At 65.3% G+C, this 20,838-nt stretch carries 19 protein-coding genes and 1 tRNA gene; 9 read left to right on the forward strand and 11 right to left on the reverse strand.

All coding sequences use genetic code 11. The features are described 5' to 3' along the window. Positions 1-260: 260 nt before the first annotated feature. Entirely contained in the window at positions 261-704 is a 444-nt protein-coding gene (locus E6N53_RS12160) for a metal-sulfur cluster assembly factor (RefSeq protein WP_142859672.1), read from the reverse strand. Between the two features lie 6 nt (positions 705-710). Then, positions 711-1,772 (reverse strand): amidohydrolase family protein, encoded by a 1,062-nt coding sequence (locus E6N53_RS12165; protein WP_236642347.1) that lies wholly within the window; start codon positions 1,770-1,772, stop codon positions 711-713. A gap of 210 nt (positions 1,773-1,982) precedes the next feature. On the opposite strand from E6N53_RS12165, the gene E6N53_RS12170 reads away from it, so the two are divergent. Both E6N53_RS12170 and E6N53_RS12175 read left to right on the forward strand, forming a co-directional pair. Further along, entirely contained in the window at positions 1,983-2,738 is a 756-nt protein-coding gene (locus E6N53_RS12170; protein WP_142859676.1) for an SDR family NAD(P)-dependent oxidoreductase, read from the forward strand. 63 nt (positions 2,739-2,801) lie between these two features. Further along, complete coding sequence (locus E6N53_RS12175; RefSeq protein ID WP_142860422.1) at positions 2,802-4,478, forward strand: aldehyde ferredoxin oxidoreductase family protein; 1,677 nt, start codon at positions 2,802-2,804, stop codon at positions 4,476-4,478. A 39-nt stretch (positions 4,479-4,517) separates the two neighbouring features. Here the strand turns inward: E6N53_RS12175 and E6N53_RS12180 are convergent, their stop codons facing one another. From E6N53_RS12180 to E6N53_RS12200, 5 genes are all read right to left on the reverse strand, one after another. Further along, complete coding sequence (locus E6N53_RS12180) at positions 4,518-4,943, reverse strand: universal stress protein (protein WP_136592078.1); 426 nt, start codon at positions 4,941-4,943, stop codon at positions 4,518-4,520. Positions 4,944-5,032: 89 nt separating this feature from the next. Next, positions 5,033-5,935 carry an ABC transporter permease gene (locus E6N53_RS12185; protein ID WP_142860423.1) on the reverse strand — a complete coding sequence of 301 codons (903 nt, stop codon included), beginning with the start codon at positions 5,933-5,935 and terminating at the stop codon, positions 5,033-5,035. 92 nt (positions 5,936-6,027) lie between these two features. After that, on the reverse strand, positions 6,028-7,602 hold the full coding sequence (locus tag E6N53_RS12190) for a sugar ABC transporter ATP-binding protein (RefSeq protein ID WP_142859678.1): 1,575 nt from the start codon (positions 7,600-7,602) through the stop codon (positions 6,028-6,030). Positions 7,603-7,620: 18 nt separating this feature from the next. Next, positions 7,621-8,988, reverse strand: a complete 1,368-nt coding sequence (locus E6N53_RS12195; RefSeq protein WP_201741146.1) for a sugar ABC transporter substrate-binding protein — start codon at positions 8,986-8,988, stop codon at positions 7,621-7,623. 129 nt (positions 8,989-9,117) lie between these two features. Next, positions 9,118-9,894 (reverse strand): SDR family NAD(P)-dependent oxidoreductase, encoded by a 777-nt coding sequence (locus tag E6N53_RS12200; RefSeq protein WP_136603404.1) that lies wholly within the window; start codon positions 9,892-9,894, stop codon positions 9,118-9,120. Between the two features lie 120 nt (positions 9,895-10,014). Here E6N53_RS12200 and E6N53_RS12205 point away from each other — a divergent pair, with 120 nt between their 5' ends. The 6 genes from E6N53_RS12205 to E6N53_RS12230 all read left to right on the forward strand — a co-directional run bounded on the left by E6N53_RS12205 (position 10,015) and on the right by E6N53_RS12230 (position 15,831). Continuing rightward, positions 10,015-10,869 carry a beta-keto acid cleavage family enzyme gene (locus E6N53_RS12205; RefSeq protein WP_136603405.1) on the forward strand — a complete coding sequence of 285 codons (855 nt, stop codon included), beginning with the start codon at positions 10,015-10,017 and terminating at the stop codon, positions 10,867-10,869. A 215-nt stretch (positions 10,870-11,084) separates the two neighbouring features. Next, positions 11,085-11,852, forward strand: coding sequence for an IclR family transcriptional regulator (locus E6N53_RS12210; protein WP_142859680.1), 768 nt, complete (start codon positions 11,085-11,087; stop codon positions 11,850-11,852). 241 nt (positions 11,853-12,093) lie between these two features. After that, a complete protein-coding gene (locus tag E6N53_RS12215) occupies positions 12,094-13,092 on the forward strand; it encodes a Gfo/Idh/MocA family protein (RefSeq protein ID WP_142859682.1) in 999 nt (332 codons plus the stop codon). Continuing rightward, positions 13,089-13,883, forward strand: a complete 795-nt coding sequence (locus E6N53_RS12220; protein WP_142859684.1) for a hydroxypyruvate isomerase family protein — start codon at positions 13,089-13,091, stop codon at positions 13,881-13,883. The genes E6N53_RS12215 and E6N53_RS12220 overlap by 4 nt, the downstream gene beginning before the upstream one ends. Before the next feature lie 284 nt (positions 13,884-14,167). After that, the gene (locus tag E6N53_RS12225) at positions 14,168-14,881 is read left to right on the forward strand and encodes an alpha/beta hydrolase (RefSeq protein WP_142859686.1); all 714 of its coding nucleotides are present in this window, start codon (positions 14,168-14,170) and stop codon (positions 14,879-14,881) included. After that, complete coding sequence (locus tag E6N53_RS12230) at positions 14,878-15,831, forward strand: ring-cleaving dioxygenase (RefSeq protein WP_142859688.1); 954 nt, start codon at positions 14,878-14,880, stop codon at positions 15,829-15,831. Before E6N53_RS12225 ends, E6N53_RS12230 begins: the two co-directional genes overlap by 4 nt. 30 nt (positions 15,832-15,861) lie before the next feature. On the opposite strand, the gene E6N53_RS12235 is transcribed toward E6N53_RS12230, so the two are convergent. The 4 genes from E6N53_RS12235 to E6N53_RS12250 form a co-directional block, all read right to left on the reverse strand. Next, positions 15,862-16,515: a lactate utilization protein gene (locus E6N53_RS12235; RefSeq protein WP_142859690.1), complete on the reverse strand. Its 654-nt coding sequence runs from the start codon at positions 16,513-16,515 to the stop codon at positions 15,862-15,864. A gap of 393 nt (positions 16,516-16,908) precedes the next feature. After that, positions 16,909-16,983: transfer RNA gene (locus E6N53_RS12240), tRNA-Met, on the reverse strand. Positions 16,984-17,055: 72 nt separating this feature from the next. Further along, entirely contained in the window at positions 17,056-17,499 is a 444-nt protein-coding gene (locus E6N53_RS12245; protein WP_142859692.1) for a GtrA family protein, read from the reverse strand. Between the two features lie 4 nt (positions 17,500-17,503). Further along, the gene (locus E6N53_RS12250; RefSeq protein WP_142859694.1) at positions 17,504-18,298 is read right to left on the reverse strand and encodes a glycosyltransferase; all 795 of its coding nucleotides are present in this window, start codon (positions 18,296-18,298) and stop codon (positions 17,504-17,506) included. Positions 18,299-18,425: 127 nt separating this feature from the next. Here E6N53_RS12250 and E6N53_RS12255 point away from each other — a divergent pair, with 127 nt between their 5' ends. Then, positions 18,426-20,828 (forward strand): DUF2298 domain-containing protein, encoded by a 2,403-nt coding sequence (locus E6N53_RS12255; protein ID WP_142859696.1) that lies wholly within the window; start codon positions 18,426-18,428, stop codon positions 20,826-20,828. Positions 20,829-20,838 lie beyond the last annotated feature (10 nt).

Below are 20,838 nucleotides of genomic sequence, written 5' to 3' on the forward strand. Positions count from 1 at the left end.
CCCCAAAACCCAGTCGGGGAAGGTCATCCGCCGCGCCATCTCCTCGATTTACCAGGGCGAAGAACTCGGCGATATGTCGAGTATCGAGAACCCCGCCGCGCTCGACGAACTCAAAAACGCATCCTGAGGCTGTCAAGCGTCGTCAACGCCACGTTCTGGCGTCGACAGTCCGTTTTCGTTCGTGTTCGTTCCTATCGGTTCGGGAGAGAAACAGAGAGGACAGCGGCAGGGCCGCAGAGCCGAGGCACGTGGTCAGGTGGTCAGTCCGAGCGTTCCGCGTAGGGGGTGACGCCGGCGGCTTCCATGCGTTCGTGGAAGCGTTTGCGCCGGGCTTTCCGCTCTTCGTCAGACATCCGGTCGTTCGTCCAGATCTTGCCGCTCGTGTCCTGGTGGACCTCGCAGCTGTCGATCTCTTCGAGCGATTCGACGCGCTCGCAGATTTCGTCGTTGATGTCGAGGAAGTACGTACAGCGCTGGGAGGTCAAGAGGAGCGTAATCTCGGCGTCGCGCCCGTCGACCTCGATGGACTCGATGAGCCCGAGGTCGATGATGTTAATCGGGTGCTCGCTCATACAGCTACAGGGGTCGAGCACCTTGCCCAGTTGCGCTTTGATCTTCGACTTGCGCTCGTCGTCGAACTCCGTGTCCGGCGTGACGTGCGTGGCGGGTTCCGTCCGCGCGTACGGATCTGTGTGTGCAGACATGGGTGATTAGTCGTCGGAGGCGAGGGCCGACTCGGCCTCGTACGTCGACCACGGCGCGGCCGGGTACTCGCCACTTTCCTCGCGCTCGGTCTTGAGCTGGTCCCACTTGTCGCCCTCGATGTCTTTCTTGATCTGTTCGGGGTCCTTGTCGAGGAGTCGAAGCGCGTTCTTGCCGAGGATTTTCTCCTTGTCCTCCTGGGTGACTTCGGGGTAGTCGTAGTCCTCGATGAGGTCTTCGGGCATCTCGAAGTTCCAGATGCCCTCGATGGGTGGCTGAGGGTGCAGCGCCGTCGCCCCACCGGCGTAGACGATGCGGTCGGGGCCGGCCCAGTAGAGCATCTCACCGAGTGCCTTCGCGAACTTCCGCGGGCGGGTGTTGACGAGACACGCCGTGTTCTCGAGGTTCGCGTAGACGTTGTCGTGGCTCGCCATCGCGAGCACAGTCTCCTCGACGAACGAGAAGCCGGCGTGGATGATCTCGAAGTTGACGTCGGGGAAGGAGTTGGCCGCGTCCTCGACGTCGCCCGGCTTGAAGTAGCGGACGGGAGCCGTCGCGAACGGGATGAACTTGTGGATGGCCAGCGTGTCGACCTCGGAGTCGGCGACGCGCTGGAGGAGGGGCCAGACGGCGTCTTCTGTTAACTGGAGCGAGAGGTCGTTGCCGTTCTGGTAGCGCGCCGGGTAGAACTTGATACCCTCCACACCCTCTTTCGCGGCGAACTCCTCGATCTGGTCGCCCGCGTCGTCCTCCAGCGGGTTGACGTCGACGTACATCGACACACGATTCTGGTTCTGCTCCATGAACTCGAAGCCCTTCTCGCGGGAGACGTAGCCGTCGTGGAAGTAGTCGTCGAGCGGCAGGGAGTGGTACACCGAGTAGTCGATCTGACTCTCCAAGAAGAGCAGTCGCGCGAGTTCCTCGGGCTGGTGGTCGCGGTAGAAGACCTCCTCCGACGGGATGTAGCCGTCGGGGAGGAGCTTCGCGCCGAGTTCGTACGTCTCGTCGTCCCATATCTGCGCGTGGGGGTGCTTGTGATTCTCCGGCGTGTGGTTGAAGCAGTGTGACACGGAGTCCACTACAAGTGAGCCACTGTCTAACATCTCGTTGTGTTGATTTTCCACACCCATTATTAAACATTGGGGTTGGCGTGTGACGAGCGAAGGGCGCGTGCGGTGAGGGAGCGAGTCGACGGCCGGAGCGGGCCAGTCGCCGGGCTTCTGCGTGGTTCGCGTATCGAGAAACACTTAATTGAGAGGCAGTAGCACGGTAGCGTAGACATGTCCGAGCGACTGCAAGGGAAGACAGCACTGGTCACTGGTGGGTCGTCGGGGAACGGCCGCGCGATCGCCCGACGGTTCGCCGAGGAGGGTGCGAGCGTCACCGTCGCCGACGTCCGCGAGGACCCGCGGATGGGTGGAGAACCGACACACGACCTCATCGAGAGCGAGGGTGGGGACGCACAGTTCGTCGAGTGCGACGTGAGTTCCGTCGCGGACCTGCGTGAGGCCGTCGACGCGACCGTCGCGGCGTTCGGCTCGCTCGACGTGATGGTGAACAACGCGGGCGTCGAGCGACAACTCCCGCTGGACGACGTGACTGAGGAGGACTACGAGTGGCTGATGGACATCAACCTCAAGGGCGTCTACTTCGGGAGTCAGGCCGCCGTCGAGGTGATGCGCGAGCAAGAACAGGGAGGAAGCATCATCAACATGTCCTCCATCGGAGGGATTCGCGGGCTGGAGAACTCCTCGCTGTACTGTACCTCGAAGGGAGGAGTGACGAACCTCACCCGACAGTTAGCGGTCGAACACGGGGAGGCGGGCGTCCGGGTCAACGCGCTCAACCCCGGCTTCATCGAGACGGCGATGACGATGGAAGACGGCGAGACAGCAGGGGGAATCCTCGAACAGACGCCGCTCGGTCGCGCCGGACAGCCCGACGAAGTCGCCGACGCGGCGCTGTTTCTCGCGAGCGACGAGTCGTCGTTCGTCACCGGTCACAACCTCGTGATGGACGGCGGCTTCACCGCGTAAGGGCCCGGCCCGAACGTGTCGTGAGCAACGTTTATCATTTTGTGCGCGCGAGGTGGTGGTGTGATGCTCCACGCAGAGGGCCCCCTCTTGACGGTCGACGTCGGCGACCGCACCACCGAGACGACCGACATCGGAGACGTCCACGAGACGTTCATCGGCGGCCGTGGCGTCGCCACGCGTCTCGCTCACGAGCGCGTCCCGTTCGACGTCGACCCGCTTGGCGAAGAGAACCGGCTGTACTTCACCACAGGACCGATGCAGGCGTCGAACATGTCCTTCACCGGACGCATGAACTGTACGAGCGTCTCGCCGCTGACCGGCGGACTGCTCTCGTCGAACGCCGGTGGGTTCATGTCGCGCAACTTCGCCGCGACGGGCTACGGTGCCTTCGAACTCGTCGGGGCGAGCGACGACCTCCTCGTCGTCCACGTCACCGACGACGGCGTCGAGTTCGAATCGGTCCCCGACCTCGCGGGCGCGACGGTTCCCGCGACCGTCGAGTACATCGAAGACGAACACGGTCTCGAACACGAACACGTCGCCTGCATCGGGCCGGGCGGCGAGAACGAAGTGCGCTTCGCCTCCATTATGACCTCCGAGTCGAGAGCGTTCGGTCGAGGTGGGCTCGGGGCCGTGCTCGGCGCGAAGGGCGTGAAGGCGATTACGTTCGACGGCGATTCGAGTCCGGACATCGAGATCCCGGCGATACAGATGGACGTTCACCGGGATGCGGCGACCGCCGACCACATCATGAAGCGACAGGGGACGACCTCCGTCACCGACCTCGCCAACGAGGTCTCCGCGCTCCCCACGCGCTACTTCTCTGAGCTCCAGTTCGAGGGCGTCGAGGGAATCAACGGCGACAGAGTCGAGGAGAAGAAGTTCAAGAAGGCGACCTGTTCGGCGTGTGCGTTCGCCTGCAAGCTCCCCACGAAGGACGAGGAACAAGGCGTCGAAACCGAAGGCCCGGAGTTCGAGACGGTGATGTCGTTCGGGTCGAACGCGGGCGTCGACGACATCGTCGACGTGATGCAGTCGAACGAGTTGTGTGATAGATACGGGCTCGACAGCATCTCCTGTGGCAACGTCGTCTCGGCGTACCTCGAGAGCGAGGACGCCTTCGGCGACACCGAGTTGATATTCGAGACGGTCGAGAAAATCGCTCACCGCGAGGGCGTCGGCGACCTCCTCGCGGAAGGCATCGACCGCTTCCACGACGAGTTGGGGGTCGAAAACTGGACGGTCAAGGGGCTCGACTTCGCCGCCCACGACGGTCGGACGCTGAACGGGCAGGGCCTGTCGTACGCGACGGCCACGCGCGGGGCGGACCACATGTTCACCACGATGTACGCCTGGGAGTACCCCCTCGTCGACAAGGACGAGGCGTACAACCCCACCGGTCTCGAGGGGAAGCCCGAGATGGTCATCGAGCAGGAGAACGCCCGGGCGCTGGAGGACTGCGGCATCGTCTGTCGCTTCTCGCGGAGTTTCATGACGCCCGAACGCTTCGAGGGCCTGTTCGGAGCCGACTACGCGGACCTCCTCGCGGTGGGGTCGAGAGTCGTCGACCTCGAACGCCACTTCAACAACCAGCGTGGCATCGACCGGAGTGACGACGCGCTCCCGTACTCGCTGCCGGACTTCGAGGCGGCCCTCGACGAGTACTACGAGCGTCGGGGCTGGACCGCGGAGGGGACCGTGCCGAGCAGTCGGGTCGACGCGTCGATTAGCGCGGACTGACCGGCTTCTCTACGTTCTCGGGCGTTTCGTGTTTCGAGGTCAGTGCACTACCGTCGTCGGGCACTCGGCGCGACGGACGACCTGTTCGGCGACACTGCCGAGGAGGACGCGCGCGACGCCCGTCCGTCCGTGGCTTCCCATCACGATCTGGTCGACGTCGTGTTCGTCCGCGCAGTCGAGAATCTCTCCCGCAGGCTTCCCATCTCTGGTGACTGTCGTGACGGAGACGTCGTGTTCGTCCGTGCGTTCTTTCGCCTCGGCGAACAGTTCCTCGGCGTCTTCGGTCGCCTTCTGATACCAGCCTTCGAGCCGTCCGCGGCCGCCGCGGCTGGGGTCGGTGAGAGACTCGCTGTAATCGATGACGTGGACGAGGACGAACTCGTCCTCGTCGTGGACCGAAAGAGCGTACTCGAGCGCGTTCTGTGCCTGTGGCGAATCGTCTAGTGCGACCAGTGTGCGTCCCATATCGAGCGGTACGCTACCAGGGAGCATGAAAGTGGGGGTCCGACGGCGGACGGAGACGGAGAGAAACCGAAGAGCGGAGTCGAGCCGCGCTACTTCACGACGTCGATCTTCGCGCGGTCGATAGAGAGCGCCACCGCGGCGACGACCACGAGCCCCAGGATGATCTCCTGGACGAACGAGTCGGTGCCGAGCAGGTTCATCCCGTTGTTCAGGACCGCGATGACGAGCACGCCCAGAATGGTCCGGTGGGGCCCGCCGACGCCGCCGGTCAGCGCCGTCCCACCCATGACGATGGCGGCGATGCTGGGCAGGAGGAGCCCGCTCCCGATGTTCGGCGAGGCCGACGAGATGCGCAGCGTCAAGAGGACGCCGGCGATGCCACAGAGCAGCCCCGACAGCACGAAGGGGTAGATTTTGTAGCGGTCGACCTTCGCGCCGGCCAGCTCGACGACGCGCTCGTTCTCGCCCAGCGCGAAGCAGTACCGGCCGAACTTCGTTCGGAAGGCCAGGACGATGGTACCCACGTAGATGAGCAGTCCCCAGAGCACCAGGTTGGGGATGCCGAAGACGTCCCCGGTCGAGATGGTGCGGATGGCGGGATTCCGGAAGGTGATGGTCGAGCCACCGGTGATGATCTTCCCGACCCCGGCCATCACCGAGAGCGTCCCGAGCGTGACCAGGAACGAGGGCACCTTGAGCTTCGTGAAGACGAGGCCGTTGAACAGGCCGGCGAGCATCCCGACGCCGATGGCGAGCGGGATGGCGAGCAAGCCCAGGCCGAACTGCGAGATCAGGACGACAGTCACGACGCCCGTCAAGAGCACGACCGACTCGACCGAGAGGTCGATGCTCTGCTGGAGGATGGGGAAGGTCCCCGCCAGCGCCACCAACAGCAGCGTGACGGCGTTCTTCGCGACGTTGTCGAGCAGGTTGCCCTCGGTGAAGAATCGCTCCGTCGTGAACGTGAAGAAGAGTATCAGCCCGAACAGCATGACGAACGGGCCCAGGTCCTGTATCCAGTCGTGGAGGGTGCGTTGCTCTCGTTGGTTGGTAATCCACTCGCTGACGCTACTTGTACTCATTGTCAGATCATCTCCTGTATCAGGTCCTCTTCGGTCGGTTTGTTGCCCGGCGAGGCGTCGAAGGGTTCGCCGACGAACTCGCCTTTCGCCATCACGGCGATTCGGTTGGACATGCCGATGACCTCGGGCAGTTCGTCGCCGATGAAGACGATCGAGACGCCCTTGTCGGTCAGCTCACGGCAGAGCCGGTACACCTCTTCTTTGGCGCCGACGTCGATACCCCGAGTCACGTTGTCCATCACGAGCACCGGGGTCTCCTGGGCCAGCCAGCGGGCGATGACGACCTTCTGCTGGTTCCCGCCGCTCAGGCCGTGCACCAGCGCATTGGGTCCTGGCGTCTTGATGGACAGCTCCTCGATGGCGTCGAGCGTCGCCTCCTCCTCGGCGTCCAGGTCGAGCAGCGGCAGGTTGCCGTGCATGTCCCGGACCATCGCCAGGGAGGTGTTGACCAGCACCGACTGGTAGAGCAGTAAGCCCTCTGATTTCCGGTCTTTCGGGATGTAGCCGACGCCCGCGTCGACCATGTCCGAGACCGTCGGGTTCTGCAGCGTGGTGCCGTCGACGGAGACCGAGCCCTGTGTCACGTTGAGGTCGCCCGCGAGCAGGCGCCCGAGTCGCTGTTTGCCCGAGCCCTCGACGCCGACGATACCGAATATCTCGCCTTCGCGGACGGAGAAGGAAATCGGGCCGACAGTGTCCTCGTGGGCCACCTCGTCGACGGCCATCGCCGTCTCGCCGAGGTCGGCCTCGCGCTGCTGGTCGGGGACACGGTAGTACTCGTCGGCCGTCTCTCGGCCGACCATCGCCTGCTGTAGCGAGTCCGTGGTGGCGTCGGCCGCCGTGGTGGAGCCGACGCGCTCGCCGTCTTTGAGGACGTAGATCCGGTCGGAAATCTGCAGCACCTCGTCGAGTTCGTGCGAGACGAAGACGAACGTCGCCCGGTCCCGCAGGTCGTTCACGAGGTCGAAGAGGATCTCCCGGCCGCTCTCCTCGAGCCCGGCCGTCGGCTCGTCGAGGAGGATGACCGGGTTCTCGGACTTCTGTGAGACGTGGAACGCCTTCGCGATCTCGAGCATCTGGCGCTCGTTGAACGAGTAGTTACGCACGCGCTCGTCCACGTCGATGTTGATGCCAAGGTCGTCGACGAATGCCTGGGCTTCCTCACGCATCCGGTCTTTCTCGAGCACCCCGAAGCGCTCCATCTCCCGCCCGAGATAGAGGTTCTCGTACCCCCGCATGGTCGTGATGACGTCCTGTTCCTGGTGGACGAGCGAGACGCCGTAGTCCGCCGCTTCACGCGGGTTCGTGAACGAGACCGGCTCCCCGTCGACGTACAGCTGGCCCTCGTCGGCCTGCAACACGCCGGTCAGGATGTTCAACAGCGTGCTCTTGCCAGCGCCGTTCTCCCCGACCAGGCCGATGACCTCGCCGTGGTCGACTGCCAGCGACACGTCTTCGAGGGCCTGTACGTGGCGGAACGACTTCGAGATGCCCTCGACGCGGAAGCTGTGATTGTCCCCGCTTTTCGGGCTAGCCCGGCCCGCGTCCGTCGCGTCGGTGTGTGTCTGTGATGCCATGGGGGTGTGTGGTGAGAGTTATTTGAGCGGGTTGTTCTGGAAGCGGTCCACGTACAGCTGGGTCGTCTCTTCCTGGGCGGCGTCGTCGGTGTAGACTCCCGGCAGGCTGTAGCCGCTCGGCTTGTCCGCGTCCTTCCAGTCGAGAACCTCTTTCATGTCTGCGAGGTTCATCGGCTGCATGTCGATTTGAGGGTCCCAGGCGTCCTCACCGGCCTCGGCGACGGACATCGCCGTCCAGTCGTAAGGGGTCTCGCCCGAGAAGATGGCGTCGTTGTACTCGGCGGCGTCCACGACTGGAAGCCGGTCGATGACGTCGGTCCACTCGCTGGGGTTCTTGACACAGACCGGCGCGTTGAACGACATCATCCGCTCTGGACCGCTGAGCGTGTGTCCGTTGATGTAGTCGTGACACTTCGCCACCGACCAGCCGGCCTGCCACGGGCCCATGCCCGAGACGGTGCCGGTCATCCGGTCCTCGGCGATGGCCGCGAGCCCGGGCTCGCTGGCGTCGATGCCGACGACGGGCACGTCGATGTCGTTCTCCTCGAGGATGGTGAGCCCGCCCAGCGCGACGGCGTCGTTCTGGCCGAAGAAGCCGTCGATGTCGTCGCCGAACTGCGAGACCTTGTCGTTCATGACGCTGCGGGCGTCCGAACGGATGAAATTGCCCGGCTGGCGCGGTCCCGCCATCTCGATGTCGGGGTACTCCTGTAGCGCCAGGTCGACACCCTTGTTCCGGCCGATGTTCGGGGCCGTACCGCGGTTCCCTTCGATGTGGACGAACGTGCCGCTGCCACCCATCGCCTCGAAGAGCATCTTCGCGCCGGTGTAGGCGTGGTTGACGAAGTGGGGCGTGAAGAACGTCACGTACTCCTCGCCGGCGTCCTGCGGGACGAACCAGTCGGCGATGGTGACCGCGAGGACACCCGGGGTTTCGCCCTCGACCAGCGTCTCTGCCAGCGTGATTGCGGCGGCGTTGGTGTAGGTCTGCCCGGCGATGAAGTCCGCGTTGTTCGATACTGCCGTGTCGAACTGCTGTTGCTGTGTCTGGACCTCACCGTTGTTCGTCTGGACGTTCGTCTCGTAGCCGAATGCCTCGCAAGCCTCGAGGTAGCCCTTCTCCCAGCTGAGCCAGTAGGAGTTCTGTCGGTTGGCGATGGAGCCCATCGAGGTCATGGAGCCGCCGTCCGACCCGGAACTGCCCGACGAGTCACTCCCGCCGGAGCCGCCATCGGACGAGCCACCCGACCCGCCCGAACTGGTCGACGACCCACCGCCGGACCCACCTGTACACCCTGCGAGGCCACCCAGTGTGACCGCCGAACTCCCGATGGCGGCCTGCTTCAGGAAGCGACGCCTAGATTGGTTGCTGCTATCTCGTGCCATGTTTGCGACACCATCATGTGGTGAATACCTCCGTTTATAGTTTATGATTGAAAATGAGGATGGTTTCTCGGGACACGCGGCTCGGGAGGGTCGCAGCGTCCCCGTCGGTCAGTGCGCAGTGGCACGTGTTCAGTACATCACCTTGCCCGCCGAGACGTTGACGTCCTGTCCAGTCATACGGTCGGCGTCCGACGAACAGAGGAACGCGACGGTGTTCGCGATGTCCTCTCGCTGGACGAGTTCCTGCCGTGGGCTCTCGCTCTCTGCGTCCCTGCGGACCTCCTCGTAACTCCGGCCAGTCGTCTCGGCCTTCTCTTCGAAGACACGACGGATGCGCGGGCCGTCGACAGAGCCGGGACAGACGGCGTTGACGTTGATGTCGTGTTCGCCGACCTCCGCGGCGAGCGTCCGGGTGAACCCGATGAGTCCCATCTTGGTGGTCGCGTACGGGGTCCGCTTCGTCAGGGGGCGCTTCCCAGTTACGGAGGCGATGTTGACGATGCGCCCGTAGCCCTGCTCTTTCATCGACGGGAGCACCGTCCGACACGTGTAGAAGGGGCCACGGAGGTTCACGGCGACCGTCTCGTCCCACTCCTCGGAGCTGATGCCCTCACAGGCAGACGTCGGGCCGGCGATGCCCGCATTGTTGACGAGGTGCTCGATGCTGCCGAACTCCGAGAGTGCAGTCTCGACGACCGCTTCGACGCTGTCGAGATGTTTCAGGTTCGTCTGGTGTGTGAGTACTCGCTGTCCCTCGCTCTCGACGAGCGCAGCGGTCTCAGCCATCTCGTCCTCGTCGAGGTCGGCGATGACGACATCGTGCCCCCGGGATGCGAGTTCGGCACAGATCGCCTGACCGATACCACGCCCTCCGCCGGTGACGAGGGCTGTGCTATCTCGTTCCATATCACCTCAAGCTAGATGATAGTACATAAAGATAGTGAACATCGAGCCGACATCGCTGTGCTCGGAGAGTGGGTCTCGCCTCCCGAAATAGTAAAGACCCGACGCGAAACACATCGGGGTATGCCGTATCAAGGGTACGACGACTACTTCCAGAAGAAGCTCATCATCACCGTCGCGACGACCGGTGGACTCCACGGGAAGGAGGCGAACCCGAACCTGCCAACCCAGCCCGAAGAGGTCGCACAGGACCTCGCCGAGTGCGAAGAGGCGGGCGCGTCGATGGTTCACCTCCACGCGCGAGACGAGAACCACGAGGACACGAAAGACGTCGCACGCTTTCAGGCACTCATGGACGCCATCGACGAGCACTGCGACGACATCATCGTGAACTTCACCACCGGGGGCGGCGGCATCTACTCGCGCGAGACTCGGCTGGCACCCATCCTCGAAACCGAGCCACGCCCCGAGGTCGCGACTGTCGACCTCGGCCCCATCAACTTCGGACAGACGCGAACGGCCGAGAACACACGAGAGCAGAACGAAGAGTACGCCGAACGGATGCGCGACGCGGGGGTAAAGCCCGAACTCGAACTGTTCAACCCGGGTCACATCCCCGAGGCGGAACACCTCATCGACGAAGGGCTCCTCGAGGAGCCCTACTGGGCGACCGTCATCTTCGGGATGCAGAACGGGATGCCCCCAGGACCGCGAAACCTCGTGAACTTCGTCGACAACCTCCCCGAGCCCGTCGAGTGGCAGTGTCTCGCCGTCGGGAAACACCAGCTCCCGATGACCACCGCCGCGATCACCATGGGTGGGCACGTGAGAGTGGGCATGGAAGACAACGTCTACTACCGCAAGGGCGAACTCGCCGAGAGCAACGCTCAACTGGTCCGTCGAACGGCGAGAATCGCCGAAGAACTCGAGCGCGACATCGCCTCGCCGAGTGAGGCACGTGAGATGCTCGGGCTCTGACGGTCGCGTCGTTCCCCACGTGCGAATCCCTCGGCGATTGGGGCCAACTGTCCGTTCTCCACCTATTTTTCGCGTTTACTGGTAGCGAAGTTCAAGACCGGATGTGCAGGAAGAAACGAACCATGTTATAAACACACCACGGCATCTCGGCATATCGAGGACAGACTCATTTGCACATACCGAATATTAAATAGGGAGGAATGCAAGTGCCAGTCATGAACACCCAAGACGGCGGTCGAACGCTGCAGACGACGGCGACATCGCTGCGCGTCGTCGAGACGCTTCGAGAACTGGACGGAGCCCGGGTGACAGAGGTGGCAGACGAGATGGGCCTGGCACCGAGTACCGTACACGCTCACCTGACAACCCTCGCGGACAACGAGTACGTCGTCAAGACCGGCGACGTCTACCAGCTGAGTCTGGAGTTCTTGAGTCTCGGCGAGTACGTTCGCACGAGGCGAAAGGCGTACCGTATCGCCGAGTCCTACACCGAGCAACTGGCCGACGAGACGGAGTGTCGCGCCGTGTTCACCGTCGAGGAGAACGGCCGCGGCGTCTACATGTACACCTTCTCCGGAACTCACGCCGTCTGGACCTACTCGACCGTCGGGAAGCGCTTCTACCTCCACCAGACGGCGGCCGGAAAGGCGACCCTGTCACAGCTCCCCGAGTCACAGGTCGACACAATCGTCGAGAAGTGGGGTCTCCCCGCGGCGACGGAGAACACCATCACGGACGCCGAGGCGCTGCTGGAGCAACTCGCGTCCATCCGCGAACGCGGCGTCGCGTTCAACCACCAAGAGCAGCTCGACGGCGTCAAGGCCGTCGGTGTCCCCGTGAACGGCTCCGACGGGCAGGTGGTCGGAGCCTTCAGCGTCGCCAGTCCGGCGAACCGGATGACCGACGAGCGGTTCGAGGAGGAGATTCCCGAGACGCTGCTGGGCGTCGCCAACGAGTTCGAACTCGAGAACTCGCTGACCTGAGTATCTCATTACAACTGTACTGATGTAATATCTTTTGCCAGCGGCGCTCGAGCCGGTTCGACGCTCGCGAATCGGTTATCGGGGGCGGCCGACGACGGGGCGGGCTCACCCGTTCGTCGACAGCTCGAGAGTGCGTGACAGCCATAATGGTGTAACGAAGCGGCGGCGACACGACGACACGGTGGTTTGAGTGGGAGTCTGGCCAGAACCTTGATTACTCGGCCTTCTGTAGCGGGAGGCAATGACGGTTACCATCGCCCTGGTCGGGGCCGGCGGAATCGGTACCATCCATCTCGGCACCCTCGCTGACATCGACGCGGCCGACGTGACTGCCATCTGTGACGTCTCGGCGGAGGCTGCGACCGCTGCAGCCGAGGAGTTCGGTGCAGACGTCTACACCGACCACGAAGAGATGCTTTCGAACGAGGACCTCGACGCGCTGTTCGTCGCGATTCCGCCCTTCGCCCACACGACACAGGAGACCGCAGGTGCCGAGGCGGGCCTCGACCTCTTTGTCGAGAAACCTATCGCCCTGTCGGGCGAGACCGCAGCACGCGTCGACGAGGCCATCGCCGAGGCACAGGTTCGCTCACAGGTCGGACATATGTATCGCTACTCACCGGCCGTCGAGGAGGCTGTCGACCGCATCGGCGACCGCGACGTCGCGCTCATCGACGGCCACTGGGTCGGTGGTGTCCCCCCATCGGGCTGGTGGGGCGTCAAGGAGAAGTCCGGCGGACAGGTCGTCGAACAGGCGGCACACGTCTTCGACCTGGTTCGGTACTTCGGTGGCGACGTCGACTCCGTCTGTGCGCAGGGTGGAAAGAGCGTCGTCGGCGACGACATCGACTTCGAGGACGCCGTGAGCGCGTCGATGAAGCACGAATCCGGCGCGGTCAGCCACGTGTCGACCTCGTGTGCCTCGCCGGACGAGCACGTCGCGCTACGGCTGGTCGGAGACGGCTTCCACCTCGAACTGGAGTTCTGGTTCGAAGGAGAAGACCACCCCGTCTCGCTCGGGCGGCTCACCGGAACGGTCGACGGCGAACCTATCGAGTTGGAAGCCGAGGAAGACGCGTGGGCACGCGAGGTCCGTTCGTTCGTCGAGACGGTCGGCGGGGGTGAGGGTGACCTCCGCTCGCCGTACGACGACGCGCGGAAGACCTTCGAGCTGACCCTCGCAGTCAACGAAGCCCTCGACGAGGAGAACGCCGTCGAACTCCCACTGGTCTCACAATGAGCCTCCGCGTCGCGGTCACGCTCCCGACGGTCTACCCCGACGACTCGTTCGCCGATGCCACCGCACGAGCCGCCGCCGCCGGTGCGGACGGCATCGAGTTCTTCGACTGGGACGCCGCCGACCTCGAGACGCTTACCCAGGCTACCGCGGAACACGACGTCGAGATCGCGGGGACGCTCTCCGCCGCACCGGGTGCGAGCATCGAAGGTCCGGATGGGATGACAGACCCCGACTGCGCCGACGACGCCGTCGCCGCAATCGAGGAGTCGCTACCTGTCGCGGCCGACCTCGGCTGTGAGACGCTCATCGTGACAACCGGCCCCGAACAGGCCGGGCTCGACCGAGAGACCCAGTACGAGAGCGTGGTCGACGTCCTCTCGCGCGCCGCGCCGACCGCCGAGGACGCAGGTGTGACACTCGTCCTCGAACCGCTCAACACCGTTGTCGACCACCCGGGCTACTTCCTCACCGACTCCGCCGAGGCGTTCGACATCATCAGAGCGGTCGACAGCCCCCGGGTGAAGCTCCTCTACGACGTCTACCACCAGCAGATAACCGAGGGCAACCTCATCGACACCCTGACCGAGCACGTCGACCTGATCGGCCACATCCACGTCGCCGACGTCCCCGGTCGCCACGAGCCGGGGACGGGAGAGATCAACTACGCGAACGTCATCCGTGCGCTGGCCGACGCCGGCTACGACGGCTACGTCGGCTGTGAGTGCTTCCCCGAAGGCGACCCCGACGCGGCAGTCGAGCGCGTCGTCGACTACGTCGAGTCCGCGAACTGAGTCGAGAACGACGGCGACCGGCACGCGTGTGCGGGGCGCGGTTGCTGTCGCCGACACTCGACTGGGAACCCACCCTCTGGTAAAGACGAGCGGGCGAGAGAGAGAGAGAGTCGTCTCCGCCGCACAAATATATAATTACTTCTATTCGGTACCTTCTCTCATCACCAGCTCCCTGGCCACGTCGGGGCAGTCACCACCAGCTCCGAGTTCGTCGATAACACCGACGTCACCACGGGACATCGACGCCCGCGAACCGTTATGTCTGTCGTCGGTCCACACAGTGTATGACCACCACCGAATCGCCCGACAGCTCACCGGGTCCCCACCAGGGTCAGCCGGTGAAACACGCGGGCGCGCCCCTCCGCGTCGCCGACGCGGCGCTCGTCCTCCTCCACGGCCGCGGTGCGACGGCCGAGAGTATCCTCGACCTGGCCGACGAACTCGGCGTCCACGGCGTCGCTGCAGTGGCTCCGCAGGCGCAGTACAACCGCTGGTACCCTCAGTCGTTCCTCGCTCCGCTCGAGACGAACGAACCCGAACTGTCGTCCGCGTTGCACGCAGTCGATGACGTCGTCAGCGAACTCGTCGAGCGCGAGGTTCCGCCCGACCGGATCGTCATCGGCGGTTTCTCGCAGGGGGCGTGTCTGGCCGCGGAGTACGCCGCCCGAAACCCTCGGCAGTACGGCGGTCTCGTCGTCCTCAGTGGTGGGCTCGTCGGCCCGGGGGAGACGGTGGTCGACCACACGGGCGACCTCGCCGGAACGCCCGTCCTCCTCGGCTGTAGCGACGTCGACCCCCACGTCCCCCTCGAACGCGTTCACGAGTCCCGCGACGTCTTCGAGCGACTCGGCGGTGACGTCACCGAACGCGTCTACGAAGGCATGGCTCACACCATCAACGACGACGAAGTCGCGTTCCTCAGAGACCGCCTCCAGACCCTCGTCGAACGGAAGCCGACGCCGAACGACAGCGACCCGGACGGAGGTGACGGCCGGTGACTCTCCCACCGCCGACTGCCGGGCTTCACCACGTCTCCGTCATCACCGGGACGACCGCACAGACGGTGTCGTTTTATACAGAAGTTCTTGGACTCAGATTCGTCAAGCAGACGGTGAACTACGACGACCCGTTCATGCACCACGTCTACTTCGCCGACGAGCGCGGGAGCCCGGGGACGCTCCTGACGTGCTTCCCGTTCGAGCGGGGACAGGAGGGGCGGGTCGGGAAGCCACAGCCAACGGCGACTGCCCTAGCCGTCCCGCGAGCGAGCATCGACTACTGGGTCGACCGACTCAGCGCGTACGGGGCAGAGCAGGTGGAGCGGTTCGGTGAGCCGGTCGTTCGGTTCACCGACGGTATGGGACAGCCGCTCGAACTCGTCGGGACGGATACCCAAACAGAGCCGTGGAGCGACGGACCCATACCGTCCGAGTACGCCATTCGCGGGTTCCACAGCGTGACGCTCGCCTCGACGAGTCCCTTCCAGACCGCCAGCGTTCTCGACGCGCTGGGCTTCGACCTCCACGCACAGGAGGGCGACCGGGTCCGATACCGGACGGCAGCGCCCGGAAGCGAGCCGGGAACTGTCGTCGACATCCTCGATACGGACCTGCCGTTCGGCCGTGAGGGCATCGGCACCGCACACCATGTCGCATTTCGACTCCCCGACGAGACAGCACTGGAGGCGTGGCGTGACCTCCTGATAGCGGACGGGCTCGAACCGACGTACGTGAAAGACCGGACGTACTTCCAGTCGGTGTACGTCCGCGAGCCCGGTGGTATCCTCGTCGAGTTGGCGACAGACGGACCGGGCCTGACCGTCGACGAGCCGGTCGAGTCGCTCGGGACAGGACTTCGACTCCCGCCGTGGCTCGAGGAGGACAGAGCGATGATAACCGCTCAGCTTCCGCCAGTTACAGCGCGCGAGCCGAGCGAAGACCGCGAGTGAATCGTGTGAGAAACGTCTTCTACCGGGGGTTCAGTAGCCGAGTTGCTCGCGGACGAGCACGACGCTCGTCCGCCCCTCAGTGGGTTCTTTGCGGTAGACGAGCTGCTTGGCGATGGCGCTCTCGACGCCGTACGCCTCCTGCGCGCGTTCGTTCTCGAGGGGGTACGCGACGTTCTCGAGGCGGTCGAGGGCGGCGTCGAGGTCGGCGACGACCTTGTTGACGCCGCTGACGATGACGACGTTCCCCGCCGCGAAGGGGTACGCGCCGATACGGCTCCCGGAGAGGTCCGCGGCGACGAGTTCGCCCGTGCGCGCGATGGCGTTGATGCCGCCGACGAAGTAGTCGGCCGTCTGGGCCTTCCTCCGGGCGGTGAATCGCTCCGCGTCGTCGTCGATAGCCCACACGTCGGCGTGGAGGTTCTCCCAGGAGTGGTCACCCTCGGTGAGGTACTCCATGAACCCGATCTCTTCGAGTGTCGTCGAGTGACCGTCCATCACGGTCGCGCCGTCGGGAATCGTCGACGTGACCGCTTCGAGCGCCTCCGCTCGCGTGTCGACGACGGTGACGTCGAAGCCGTTCGCTTCGAGGTTCTCGACGGCTTCGTCGAGTTCCTCGTCGCTCGGGAGACTGTCGAGTGCTTCGTCGATGCGGACGTCGTCGTAGTCGGACTTCTGTTGAGACATGGGGGAGTGCCGCAGTGGTGCGACGGTTCACCGTAGACACGCAGACCGCATAAGCGCTCGCGGACGCCGATGTCAGGGGGTTACGCCGGTGTTACTGGCGGAATCGAAGCGGCGATACCGAACACGGAAGGAGAGGTGAACCTCGGTCGTTCTGCTCGCGCCACTCTCTGGTTCACATCTCCTCGTCACACTCGCACGGACTCGCCGGTGTCACAGCGCGAGAGAACGTGCTGCTTGGGAGATGAGTCCGAGTGAAGTGGCGGGGGTATATTTGAACGACGTAGACTCGGCGTTGCTCCGTCCTCTCGATCCAATCTGCCCCGGCGAGATTCCGACACTCACGGGGTCGTAGCGCGATGAAACACGCTACTCAGGAGGTGAGTGTCTCGAAAATAGCGGGAGGTAGATTTGAACTACCGATCTCCGGGTTATGAGCCCGGCGGAATCTCCTGGCTATCCCATCCCGCTACTGAGTACGAATCGGCGGTTGCGGTTAAGGGTTATGATTCCAACGCCGTATGCTACTTTTCGCCGTGTGACTCACCCACGCCCGACCTGCCACGTGACGAGGCTCTCGGCGACGTAGTTGACGAGCATCCCGGTGCCGATGCCGGCGACCTTCGAGACGACGAACCAGCCGTCGATACCCGCCACCGTCAGTTCGAGCGCCACCACACGGAAGAAGAACCCGAACGTCGCCAGTTGGACGAGGATACCACCGATGCGGACGAGGTTCGACCGCGCGAGTCGACGGAATGCCGCGCCGAGACCCGCGGCACCCTGCTCGGCGAACGTCCACTTGTCGTTGAGCAAGAACATGACGACGATGGCCACCTCGATACCGATGAACACCGCGAGTTCGGGGAAGACGCCGACCTCGCGGAGGACCGTGGCGGTCGTCACGTCGAACACCGCGCCGACGACGCCGACGGAGGCGAACTTGCCGAAGCGTCTGCCCGAGAGGAGCGAGTCGACGACGGACATCGTTTCAGTCGTCCACCGCGTCGACACCGAGGCGCTCGACGAGCGACGGACCGGTGTCGCGAGAGCGCTCGAGGAGCGCGTGCAGGCGGTCGTGTCGGAGCGACCGGGCGCGGTGCCGCGAGCGGAGGAGCGCCACCCCCAGCCGGACGGTCGTGTCGACGGTCGACACCGTCGACTCGGGGTGGTCCTCCCACGTGACCGGTACCTCGGCGACGCGACAGTCGAGCGCCCCAGCGACGGCGATGAGTTCGATGTCCCAGGCGAAGCCGGGTTCGTAGAGGTGCTCGCGGACGGCCGCCCACGACTCGACGGAGAGCGCCTTCGCGCCGCACTGGTAGTCGTACAGCGGGACGTCGAGGAACCGGCGGGCGAGCCACGCGAAGCCGTCGCCGAGCCGACGGCGTGCGAGCGTCTGGTGTGAGACGATGTCCGCGTCGGGGTGCCGACGCGAACCGACGGCGAGCCCCACACGCCCCTCCGTGACCGGCCGAACGACGTCGGCGAGCGACGCGGCGGGCGTCGACCCGTCCGCGTCGGCGAACGCGAGGACGTCGACGCGAGGCGCGAGTGACTCGAACCCCGCGGTGATGGCCGCGCCCTTCCCGCGGCGTTCGTCGCTCGTCGCGACGTCGACGGGGACCGAACACGCACGGAGCGCCGCGACCGTCTGGGGGCGAGGGTCGTCGAGTTCGACGCGGAGGGCGGCGGGGGAGAGCGTCTCCTGGAGGGCAGAGAGGTAGGTCGTCAGCCGCGTGGTGTCGGGACGGTAAGCGGGAACGACGACACCGACGTTACTCATTGGGGATGGATTACGCAGCGTGGATAAAAAACCGACCGATACCCTCACACGGTCGTCTCGGTGTCGGTCTCGCGGACGGTGACGGAGACATAAGACGTATAACGAGTCGGGTGCGTCGGTCTCCTGTATGGAGTACGCGCTGGTCCTCCGCTGGCTTCTCCTGTTCGCTCTCGTCGGCGCGGCCGGCGTCCCCATCGCCGCTCGCCTCTTCTCGGTTCCCGGGCGCGGCGCGGGGTTCGCACTCCCGGTGGCGCTCGTCGTGTTCACCCTGCCCGCGTACTGGGTCGGACATCGTTCGCTCACCGCGGGGCTGGCCGTCGGCGTCGTCGTCCTCGTCGCCGCGGCGCTCGGGTCCGCCCTCGACCGAGACGCGCTTCGCGAGGGGAGCGTTCGGCTCGCACCGGATCTGACACTCGACCGGCGCGCGCTCGCCGAGTCGGCGGTCGTCTTTCTGCTCTCGTTCTCGCTTCTCGTCGCCGTCCGCGCCGTCGACCCCGCGGTGCACGCACTGGGCGGCGAGAAGTTCCTCGACTTCGGCCTCCTGAAGTCGCTCGCGCGGAGTACGGCGCTGCCGCCCGAGGACATGTGGTTCGCGGGCGAACCGGTCCGGTACTACTACGGCGGACACCTCATCACCGCGCTGCTCGCCCGGCTCTCGGCGGTTCCCCCACGCTTCGCGTACAACCTCGGGCTGGCGAGCTTTTACGCGATGCTCGTCACCGCGGCGTACGACCTCGCCGCCGCCGTCGCCGCGGCACGGGGCGGTAACGGTGCCGACCGGCCGCGAGCGTCGTCCGCGCGCCTGGCGGGCGGCCTCGGCGCGTTCTTCGTCGGCGTCGCCGCCAACCTTCACACCGCCTCTGACGTGGTGCTGGGGGTACTGCCCGGTGGGCTTCGGACCGCCGTGGCGACGTGGATCGCCGAGGGGACCGACGCCGAGCCGAGCGAGGTGCTGGCGGACGCGTCGAGCTTCTTCTATTTCGACGCCTCGCGCGTCATCCCCGGAACGATCAACGAGTTCCCCCTCTTCGCGTGGCTCAACGGCGACCTCCACGCGCACATGATGGGTCTGCCCTTCCTCCTCCTGGCCGCCGGACTCGCGTTCGTCTACTACGAGACGGCCGCCGCGGAGCGTAGCCGGCGGCGACTCCTCGTGTTCGGGGCCGTTCCGGTCGTTGCCGGCCTGCAGTCGGTGGTCGACACGTGGAGTTTCCCGAGCGTGTTCGGCGTCCTCTTTCTCGCCCTCGCGTTCGCGCCCGCCCACCCGCTGTCGCTCCTCTCGGAGCGTCTCGCCGGTTACAGCGGCGAGAACGAGGGGTCGCGGCTCGAAAGCGAGCTCACTCGACTCGGCGGGGCGCTCGGCGTGGCTGTCCTCGCCGGTGTCGTCGGCGTCGTCCTCTCCGCACCGTTCGTCACCCTCGCGGCCGGCGGCGGCAGCAGCCGCTCGCTCGAGATACTCGCGGCCGCCGAGCGGAGTTCGCTCTCGGGCCTCCTGTTGGTCCACGGCGGGTTCGTCCTGGCGTTCGGGGCGTACCTGGTCGGGCGGGTCGGCCGTGCGGTCCCGGTCCTCGTCGGCATCGCGGCCGTGGCGCTCGTCGCGAACACCATCGGGTTGCCCGTGTTGCTCCTGACGGTCCCCCTGCTCGTGCTCGGCTTCGTGGCGCTCCGGTTCGACCGTCCGGTCGGTTTCGAGACGGTGCTCGTCGTCGGCGGGGCCGGACTGGTGACGATGGTCGAACTGGTCTACCTCACCGAACAGGCGGGGCCCCTGCGGATGAACACGGTGTTCAAGTTCTACATCCAGACGTGGGCGCTGTGGGGCGTCGCCGCCGGTGCCGTCGTCGCCGGATTGCTCCGGGGGCGACCGAGCGGGACGGACACGATGACCGAGCCCACGGCAGGGCGCGAGACGGTGGCCACCGACGGGGGCGACGGGAGCGGCCTCGGCGCGCTGAGGCGCGTCCTCACTGTCGCGTTCGTCCTCGCCCTCGTCGTCTCGACGAGCACCTACGGGGTGTTCGCGCTCGGGAGCCACTTCGAGAACGCGCCCGAGGCGACGCTGGACGCGACGGCGTTCATCGAGGAACAACACCCCGAGGAAGCGCCCGCCATCCGGTGGCTCGACGACCGTGCGGGCCAGCCGACCCTCCTCTCGGCACCGGGGACGACGTGGCACTCCCGCGGCGGCACCGACGAACGCGAGCGGGGGATGTACGCGTGGACGTCGAACCCCGCGGCGAGCATGACGGGGATTCCGACGGTCGCGGGCTGGCAACACGAAGTCGGCTACCGTGGCCCGGACGCGTACTACTCGCGCGTGCGCGACGTGGACACGATGTTCCTCGGGACGCCCGACGAACAGGCGCGGCTCCTCGGACAGTACGACGTGGAGTACATCTGGGTGGGGCCCTCCGAGCGACTCAGATACGACGACATCACCGTTACCGACCTCGACGCCGTCGAGGTCGCCTATCGGGAGGGCTCGGTGACGGTGTACCGGGTCGACAGCGAGGCGCTGTCGACCGCGTGACTGTCGCGGC

Origin of the sequence: Salinigranum halophilum, assembly GCF_007004735.1 — an archaeon.
Classification (GTDB): domain Archaea; phylum Halobacteriota; class Halobacteria; order Halobacteriales; family Haloferacaceae; genus Salinigranum; species Salinigranum halophilum.

Coding starts and splice junctions, on each gene's coding strand:
- E6N53_RS12245 (WP_142859692.1), bottom strand. CDS start 17,499: ATGTCCGTCGTCGACTCGCTCCTCTCGGGCAGACGCTTCGGCAAGTTC.
- E6N53_RS12205 (WP_136603405.1), top strand. CDS start 10,015: ATGCCGTATCAAGGGTACGACGACTACTTCCAGAAGAAGCTCATCATC.
- E6N53_RS12250 (WP_142859694.1), bottom strand. CDS start 18,298: ATGAGTAACGTCGGTGTCGTCGTTCCCGCTTACCGTCCCGACACCACG.
- E6N53_RS12235 (WP_142859690.1), bottom strand. CDS start 16,515: ATGTCTCAACAGAAGTCCGACTACGACGACGTCCGCATCGACGAAGCA.
- E6N53_RS12215 (WP_142859682.1), top strand. CDS start 12,094: ATGACGGTTACCATCGCCCTGGTCGGGGCCGGCGGAATCGGTACCATC.
- E6N53_RS12255 (WP_142859696.1), top strand. CDS start 18,426: ATGGAGTACGCGCTGGTCCTCCGCTGGCTTCTCCTGTTCGCTCTCGTC.
- E6N53_RS12160 (WP_142859672.1), bottom strand. CDS start 704: ATGTCTGCACACACAGATCCGTACGCGCGGACGGAACCCGCCACGCAC.
- E6N53_RS12185 (WP_142860423.1), bottom strand. CDS start 5,935: ATGCTGTTCGGGCTGATACTCTTCTTCACGTTCACGACGGAGCGATTC.
- E6N53_RS12180 (WP_136592078.1), bottom strand. CDS start 4,943: ATGGGACGCACACTGGTCGCACTAGACGATTCGCCACAGGCACAGAAC.
- E6N53_RS12175 (WP_142860422.1), top strand. CDS start 2,802: ATGCTCCACGCAGAGGGCCCCCTCTTGACGGTCGACGTCGGCGACCGC.
- E6N53_RS12220 (WP_142859684.1), top strand. CDS start 13,089: ATGAGCCTCCGCGTCGCGGTCACGCTCCCGACGGTCTACCCCGACGAC.
- E6N53_RS12195 (WP_201741146.1), bottom strand. CDS start 8,988: ATGGCACGAGATAGCAGCAACCAATCTAGGCGTCGCTTCCTGAAGCAG.
- E6N53_RS12200 (WP_136603404.1), bottom strand. CDS start 9,894: ATGGAACGAGATAGCACAGCCCTCGTCACCGGCGGAGGGCGTGGTATC.
- E6N53_RS12170 (WP_142859676.1), top strand. CDS start 1,983: ATGTCCGAGCGACTGCAAGGGAAGACAGCACTGGTCACTGGTGGGTCG.
- E6N53_RS12190 (WP_142859678.1), bottom strand. CDS start 7,602: ATGGCATCACAGACACACACCGACGCGACGGACGCGGGCCGGGCTAGC.
- E6N53_RS12225 (WP_142859686.1), top strand. CDS start 14,168: ATGACCACCACCGAATCGCCCGACAGCTCACCGGGTCCCCACCAGGGT.
- E6N53_RS12210 (WP_142859680.1), top strand. CDS start 11,085: ATGAACACCCAAGACGGCGGTCGAACGCTGCAGACGACGGCGACATCG.